General features: G+C 53.0%; 7 protein-coding genes. All 7 read right to left on the bottom strand.

What is annotated here, in order from left to right; genetic code table 11:
* Nucleotides 1-77 precede the first annotated feature (77 nt).
* Entirely contained in the window at nt 78-959 is an 882-nt protein-coding gene (locus B3W37_RS10555; RefSeq protein ID WP_481041920.1) for a branched-chain amino acid ABC transporter permease, read from the bottom strand.
* A gap of 69 nt (nt 960-1,028) precedes the next feature.
* Entirely contained in the window at nt 1,029-2,204 is a 1,176-nt protein-coding gene (locus tag B3W37_RS10550) for an ABC transporter substrate-binding protein (RefSeq protein WP_483175707.1), read from the bottom strand.
* A 78-nt stretch (nt 2,205-2,282) separates the two neighbouring features.
* Nucleotides 2,283-3,242, bottom strand: coding sequence for an acyl-CoA dehydratase activase (locus tag B3W37_RS10545; RefSeq protein WP_483175714.1), 960 nt, complete (start codon nt 3,240-3,242; stop codon nt 2,283-2,285).
* Nucleotides 3,242-4,351 (bottom strand): CoA protein activase, encoded by a 1,110-nt coding sequence (locus B3W37_RS10540; protein ID WP_483169537.1) that lies wholly within the window; start codon nt 4,349-4,351, stop codon nt 3,242-3,244. Before B3W37_RS10540 ends, B3W37_RS10545 begins: the two co-directional genes overlap by 1 nt.
* On the bottom strand, nt 4,348-5,358 hold the full coding sequence (locus B3W37_RS10535; protein WP_483175706.1) for an acyl-CoA dehydratase activase-related protein: 1,011 nt from the start codon (nt 5,356-5,358) through the stop codon (nt 4,348-4,350). The genes B3W37_RS10540 and B3W37_RS10535 overlap by 4 nt, the downstream gene beginning before the upstream one ends.
* Before the next feature lie 8 nt (nt 5,359-5,366).
* Nucleotides 5,367-7,265: a selenocysteine-specific translation elongation factor gene (gene selB / locus B3W37_RS10530; protein WP_483175705.1), complete on the bottom strand. Its 1,899-nt coding sequence runs from the start codon at nt 7,263-7,265 to the stop codon at nt 5,367-5,369.
* Nucleotides 7,266-7,267: 2 nt separating this feature from the next.
* Nucleotides 7,268-7,947: aminotransferase class V-fold PLP-dependent enzyme (locus B3W37_RS10525; RefSeq protein ID WP_483175703.1), on the bottom strand; the 680-nt coding region annotated here is incomplete at its 5' end.

Below are 7,947 nucleotides of genomic sequence, written 5' to 3'. Positions count from 1 at the left end.
GTGAAAATCCCGGCCAGGACCACGATGTTTATCAATAACCAAAGCCATTGCCTCTTTGATGACGGCATGTTTTTCACCTACACTTTTTCACTCTCATTACGGCCGAAGATCCCTGTCGGCTTAATGAGCAAAATCAAAATCAACACCCCGAAGGCCACCGCGTCGCGGTACATGCTGCTGCCATAGCCGCTGACCATGGTTTCCAGAATACCCATCAGAAACCCCCCGACCATGGCCCCGGGGATAATGCCTATCCCCCCCAGAACCGCAGCCACAAACGCTTTCAGACCGGGGATGATGCCCATGAGCGGATTGATGGTGCCGTAATAGATCCCGATCAATACCCCGGCGGCGGCAGCTAGGGCCGAGCCCAGGGCAAAGGTAAACGATATGGTCTTATCAACACTTATCCCCATGAGAACAGCGGCCTCTTGATCCAAAGAAACCGCCCGCATGGCTTTGCCGGCCCGGGTGCGTTTCACTATATACTGCAAAAGCACCATCAAGACCACCGCCAAGACTATTATGAAGATGTCTTTGTTGGAGATGTAGAGCCCCATGATTTGATACTGATGCATCGGGAAGGCCTCAGCCGGGAAAACCCGCTGTTCCGGGGTTAAGAAGAAGATGGTGACATATTCCAAAAAAAGCGAGGCGCCGATGGCAGTGATTAAGGCCGCAATCCGTGTGGAATTGCGCAAAGGTCGGTAAGCGATCTTTTCTATAAGGACCCCCAGGGCTGCACAGGCTAACATGGCGAACAACAGGGCCACAAACACGTTGCTGCCCAGCATCGTTATAGAAAAAAAGCCTACATAGGCCCCTACCATCATGATGTCGCCATGGGCGAAGTTAATTAACAGGATGATTCCGTATACCATGGTATAGCCCAGGGCTATCAGGGCATAAATTGCCCCCAACGACAATCCATTGACCATTTGTTGCATAAACTCAACCATATAATTTACTGCCTCCGTTTGTAAGGCCAGGAGAGGGGCTGTCCCTCTCCTGGCTTCACGTTTGGATTCCTAATGGGATACCAGTTTCCCGTCTTTAAATTCTATAACCACAATACTCTTAACCGGATTATGTTTTTCGTTAAAGGTCATGGTTCCGGTTATGCCCGGAAAATCCTTAGTTTTAGCCAGGGCTTCGGCTACTTTGACCGGATCCGCAGAGTCGGCCGATTTTATGGCTTCAACCAGCAGATAGGCTGAATCATAGCCTAATGCAGCGAATGAGTCCGGAGTTTTGCTGTATTTGGTCTCATAGGCTTTAACAAAGTTGGCAATGGCCGGTTTGGGGTCTTGCACTGAATAATGGTTTGTAAAATAGGTATCGTTCAGAGCCGCCGCACCGGCCACAGTCACCATGTCAGGGGAATCCCAGCCGTCGCCCCCGCCCATGGGAGCGGTAATGCCCAATTCACGGGCCTGTTTAATCAGAATGGAGACTTCTTGATAGTAACCGGGCACGTAGATGAATGCCGGTTGGGTCGCCTTGATTTTAGTCAATGTGGCTTTGAAATCCTTATCTCCAGTGACATAACCCTCATTCGCAACTATTTTACCACCTTTGGCTTCAAATGCCTCTTTGAAATATTTGGCTAGGCCTTTGGCATAGTCGTCAGAGGTGCTGCCATAGATAGCTGCGGTCTTCAGTCCCAGGGTATCATAAGCGAATTCTGCCATACGCACCCCCTGGTCAGAATCCAGGAAGCAAGCCCGGAATATGTAAGGGAAGGTCTGTCCGGTCTTTTCGTCCACGGTTGCTCCCGGCGCAGTAGCGGCCGGTGCGATCAGGGGCACCTTGTTCTCATTCATAACCGGAGTACATGCGGCCACCGCTCCGCTTACCAGCGGTCCGATCTGGGCTACAACGCCCTTGCTGACCAGGTCGGCGCTGACATTCATGGCTTCATCGGTTTTAGATTGGCTGTCCCGCTCCAAGACCTTAATCTGTTTTCCCAATACCCCGCCTTTAGCATTGATTTCTTCAAAGGCTAATTTGGCGCCATTGGCTGCATTGGTCCCATAACTGGCCACCCCACCTGACAGCTCACAGTTCAAGCCTACCAGGATTTCGGTGCCTTGCGGCGCGGGAGTCCCCTGCTGGTTGGTATTATTGGTTCCGCAACCGGCAACGATCCCCATGGCGAATAAAACCAATACCAATACTGTTAAACAACGTTTCACCTGCATCATTCGTCCTCCTTTTTGCTTTTATCTTTTACGCCTCCATAGCAAGGCGCTAAAGCCTCCGTATCTTTCTATTATCGAAGGTCATCCCACCTGCAGCTCCCATTTGCCGCAGCGGTCTCCCCAGCGGGCAATCAAGTTTTTATTCTCAAAGAACTGTACCACTTCACAGGCATTGGAGCAACCCTTACATTCAAAGCTGGTGGTTCTAAAGTCAATCTTTTCAAGATCAAAGCCTTTAAAGCTGGTCCGCCCTTTTTTGCCCACTGCATCCCTGGCCAGATAGGCGGCTCCGATGGCTCCCATTACCCCATGATGCCTGGGAACCAACACTTCAAAACCCAGATATTTGTTAAAGGCTTGTACCAGGCCGAGGTTGGCTGCCACTCCGCCTTGAAAGACCACCGGGGCCAGGATTTCCTTGCCCTTGCCGACATTGTTCATATAGTTTCTGACCAGGGCTTCACAAAGTCCGGCTACGATATCCTCCAGATTATGTCCCAGTTGCTGCTTATGGATCATATCGGATTCGGCGAAAACTGCGCAGCGGCCCGCAATCCGGACCGGGTTGCGGGCTTTGGCCGCATACCCGCCGAATTCCTCAATGGGAATACAAAGCCGGCTGGCCTGCTGATCCAAAAACGACCCGGTTCCTGCTGCGCAAACCGTGTTCATGGCAAAATCAGTAACCACCCCGCCCCGCAAAATGATAATCTTGGAATCCTGTCCCCCTATTTCGATAATGGTATGCACATTCTCAATCTCATGCGAGGCCGCGATAGCATGCGCGGTAATTTCGTTCTTAACCACGTCCGCCCCGATGATCATGCTGGTTAAATAGCGGGCACTGCCGGTGGTTCCGCATCCCATGATATTAACCTCTTGTGCTAGTTCGCGACCCAGGGCTTGAATTCCTTCCTGAACGGTTTGAATGGGGCGGCCATTAGTGCGCAGGTAGCTGCTCGCCAATAACTGGCCGTTTTCATCCATAATCACCAGGTTGGTGCTTACCGAGCCCACATCCACTCCCAGATAAGCTTTTATCATCCTTGCAACACCCTCTTCTCAACAACGGTTTCACGGCGGGAACGCCGCCACTGCAAAAGATCGACAAAGGCTTCCAGACGGGTTTGCACTCCTGCCCTGCCGGTCTGTTCATCTATAAATATGGTTTGCACCGGAATGTCAAAGTCGCGGCTCACTGCCGGGATGATGCTCTTGGCCACGATTTCGGGTATGCAGGAAAAGGGAGCTAATTGCACCACGCCGTCAAAGCCGTGCCGGGCATATAAAATGGTTTCCGCAATACTGTTTACCCCGTGGCCGCCGATAGGGGCTTCATTAAGGTAAGGGCGGGCGATGGCGAAAAGATCCCCTTCCAGATTTACAATGGTGTTCTTACGGGCATAAGCGCTCAGATAAATGGAGCGGTCGGTTTCCACCCCCATCTCCCCCAGCAGCAGCTGAATATAATGATTGGCAGCCGGTTCCAATACCACGTAAATCTCGCCGATAATACCGATTTTCAAAGGATTCCGGCTCTGATCCTGCGGAACCCTGTCCAAGCGAGCCAAGGCTTCCTGGCGCGCCTCGGCGATTTCGTGTTCCCGCTGGGCCGCGTCTATAAAAGCCAGTCCTTCATTGATGGCCCGGGTGGTGTCGCCCCGCTTGACCTCCAGCGGCCGCACCTGATGGGAACGGATTTCTATGTCGTCGATGGCCTTAACCTTTTCCCAGGTTATCTTCAGTATCCGGGCCAGTTCTTTTAATGAAACCCCGCCGCTGCGGCGCAGCCGGTTGATCTTTCCCCAGAAGTCACCCAGGTTCAAAAGGGGCATTTCCATGGCTATGATCTGCATGGGCAGACCCATTTCCTCTAGCAGGTACTTGTGCATCACCCAGTAGTATCCGGCCCGGCAAGGCCCCATCCCTCCGGAGGTAATGACTGCTTGCGCCCCCATTTGGGCTACTTCGATATAGGTGCCCAATAGGATCTTGAAGGGAATGCAGGCAAATTCGGGGGCATAGCGCACTCCCAGATCCAGCGTGTGATTGCTGGGTTCGGGAGGCACGATACACTCATGGCCGAGATTTTCCACCAGCCATTTAAAAGCTATGTATGAATACCCCATGCGGGGAAAACTGATTTTCATTTTCCCTTCCTCTGATAACGCAGCATGTCCAGAAAGGCTTCGACTCTTGTCCTTACTCCGGCTTCTCCGGTGTGTTCATCAACCGCTATGGCCAGATAGGGCATACTGCTGCGGCGTCGTACCTCGATTTCCAGAAGACGATCCACCATGGAGTCAGGCCCGCAGGCGAAAGCAGTCACATGAATCATCCCATCCACGCGGCCTTTCTTCATGAAATGCAGTCCTCCATAAACGGCCCGGTTGGAAAAGTACCAGAACAGGGTCTTGGGCAGCTCTCGGGCTTGCCGGTTCAAAATCTGATCTGTCAGCATGTCCTGGGTTACGATGTTTACCCCTTCCTCTTGCAATATCTTAAACAGCCCGGCATTAATATAAGGATCATAAATCACATAGGGATAACCGACCACCGCGATGGTGAGGTCATGGCCGGGCGTAGCTTTCGGGGAGACCTTCTTTCCGTTTAAAACCGCTTCCAGGGCATCCGGAACCAGTACGCCCCGCTGGCAGAGGTTGCGGAAGCTCTGCTGGGCGGCTTGCGCCAGGCGCAAAGCCCGCTTGATCTCGGCCTGTCCATGCCCCAATTTTTGCCCCACCTCACAGGCGGCATCCCACAGTCCGGTTCGAGGCTGCTTCAAATCTATGCGCACATCGATCAGCGGTGGGAGGGGGTTCAAAGCCAGACGCACCATGTCCGGCAAACCCAGAAATTTGGGGCAGAAGGTTTCACTGCCAAAGTCGCCGTGTTTGCGGACGCTGACCAGTCGCGGGCAAAACAGTAAATCGCATCGCTCCGCCAGGTAAGCGGCATGTCCATGATATAGCTTGATGGGTATGCAAGCATCGTTAACGGCCTCTTTGACCCCTCGATCCAGTATCGCCCTGCTGGTAGGGGGGGATTCGATCACCTCATGGCCCAATTCAGTGATAAAGGTTTTCCACAGCGGCAGGTAAAAAAAGTAAGCCAAACTGCGAGGTATCCCAACTCTATACAATACAAAATCCTCCACTGCAGCGATTAGATCTTAACCCTGATGTCTCCCACTCTTTTCGTAAAACGAATCCTATCATAATATTCTATCAAAGGCAGAGCGTACTTACGAGAGGTATTGAACAGATCCCTGACCGCCGCCAGGGTCAATTCTCTCTGGCTGGCAAAGAAATCCTGCAGAATCTGTTTGCCGGTCTGCAAGGCCTTGGCGGAGAAAACCATTTCCTGGCTGATTTTCACCAGCTGCCCGCTGTCCAACAGATAGGCCGCCACCTCGTTGAAAGCGCTATCGCTTACCTGTAAAACCGCCTTTAATTCATTCAAGGCGGGAGGGCTAAAAAGGTCCTTTTCCATAGCAATCATAACCCGGTTTATTATTTCTTGCTCTTGAGGCCCGGGCACAGGCTCATGTTCTGGCAGAGCCAGGTTATTCTGCACCGACACCAGGAAGTTTTGTTCTTCCAGGTATTTGACGATCAAATTGAAACGGCGGGCATTGATTTTGGAAAAAAACCGGCTGCGCAGATCTTCCCGTGAATAGCCGCTGCGCAGCGGGTACTGGCGGTGGTATTTTTGCAGCCAATCGTGAATGTGTTCGCGGATAAGCCCCAGGCCTTTCTGGCTTATGTAATCTCCATTCTTAAGGTCTTCAACCATGCCATCCTGTTGTAGCTGTTCCAGCTCGGCCGAAACTGCGGAGACCGTACTACCGGTAAGTTTCACCAGGTCCGGCAAAGACATGATTTCTTCGGGCTTGTTTTCTAATTCCAAAAGGATGCGCTCGTAGAGACTGCCTTCCTCTTTCATGCTCAATTCTTCCAGGACTTCCTCCCTGAAGCGCTTCTGCTTGGGGGCCTGAGGATCAATCACCACTCCGCCGCCGATAGTGGTTACGGGAGAGTAATAGCGAATTACAAAGCGGTCTCCTTTATAAGCCACCACCGGCTTCTCCATAACCAGCTGCACCAGGGCTTCCTCCCCCGGATTAAGCTGTTCACGATCCAGCAAGACTATCCGCCCCATGGTCTCATCAGTTCCCAGGTGAAAGCGCACCCGGTTCCAGTTGGACAAATTGCGTTTGCTGGATTTGATCAATTTAAGGCGGGCGTCGATGCGGTAACTCGGTGCCAGAACCCCCGGTGTGGCCAGTAATTCGCCCCGACTCACCTCGGCCAGCTCTATGCCTTGCAGATTGACGGCCACCCTTTGTCCCGCATAAGCCGTAGCCACTCTTTCATTATGTACATGGAGATTGCGCACCTTGACATGAAGCCCGCTGGGCATCAACTCCAGGGCGTCGCCGGTATTGATCTGCCCCGACCACAGGGTGCCGGTCACCACGGTTCCAAAGCCGGCGATAGTAAAAGCCCGGTCGATGGGCAAGCGGGCATAGCCTTCCGCACTTCTTTCCTGCACCTGCTCCGCGATGCTCTCAATAGCCGCCAGAAGTTGGGGTATCCCTTCCTTTGTCACTGCCGAGACCGCGATAATCGGGGCTCCCTCCAGAATACTCCCTTTGAGGTATTCGCTGACTTCCTCCTCCACCATCAGCATCCATTCCTCATCGACCAGATCCATTTTGGTGATCACCACCAGGCCTTTATCAACCCCCAACAACTCGATGATATCCATGTGTTCCCGGGTTTGCGGCATGATGCCTTCGTCAGCGGCGATGGTCAGCAGGACCATATCTATACCAAAAGCACCGGCCAGCATATGGCGGATAAAACGCTCATGACCGGGAACATCGACAACGGCAGCCTTCTGCCCACTGGGCAGCTTGAAGGGAGCAAAGCCCAGTTCAATTGAAATGCCGCGCTGTTTCTCCTCTTTGAGACGGTCGGTATCAACCCCGGTCAGGGCTTTTACCAGAGTAGTCTTGCCATGATCAATATGTCCTGCGGTGCCGACAATAAATCTCTTCATGATCATCTCTCCTTCAGGCCTTCAGGGGCGCCAGTTTTGTCCTCCATACCGAGCCGGTGCAGGGTCTGCTGCAACAGCCCTGCAACTTGCTGCAGGTCCCCGGCCCTGAGGGTGCGCACACTGATCAGGAGGCAATTGTCCTGTATCCTTGCCAAAAGGGCGGGACGGGATTCGCGCAGGAGCCTGGCAATGGTCTCAAGCCGGCTTTTAAAGGCAATTTCCACCCCGAATCCGGGCAGGCTATGTATGGGGTAGGCGCCGCCGCCCACCCGGTCCTCCAATGCTACCGTCATGATGCTGACTACCTGGGGGTGATCCCCGATCGCCTCCTGCAACTGGCTGCAGAGCCTGAAGCTGCTCTGTTCCAATTCCTCTGCGCTGACGGTCAGCATCCGCAGAACCGGAACCAGCAGCTGTGGCTCTGCAGTTAAATAGGTCTTAAGGGTGCCCTCCAGGGCCGCAATAGTCAGCTTATCCACCCTTAGGGCGCGCAAAAGCTGGTTTTTCTTCATCGCATCGATATAGGTCTTTTTTCCTACAATGATGCCGGCTTGCGGTCCCCCTAAGAGCTTATCGCCGCTGAAAGTAACCACGTCCGCTCCGGCATTGATTGAGGCCTGTACCGTAGGTTCCTCTTTAAGCCCCCAGGGGCTGAGGTCAAAAAGCACCCCGCTGCCCAGAT

Source organism: Syntrophomonas sp. UBA5494 (assembly GCF_002426325.1).
Note: the sequence above shows the minus strand (reverse complement) of the source record. Positions and strands in the feature narration are given on the sequence as shown.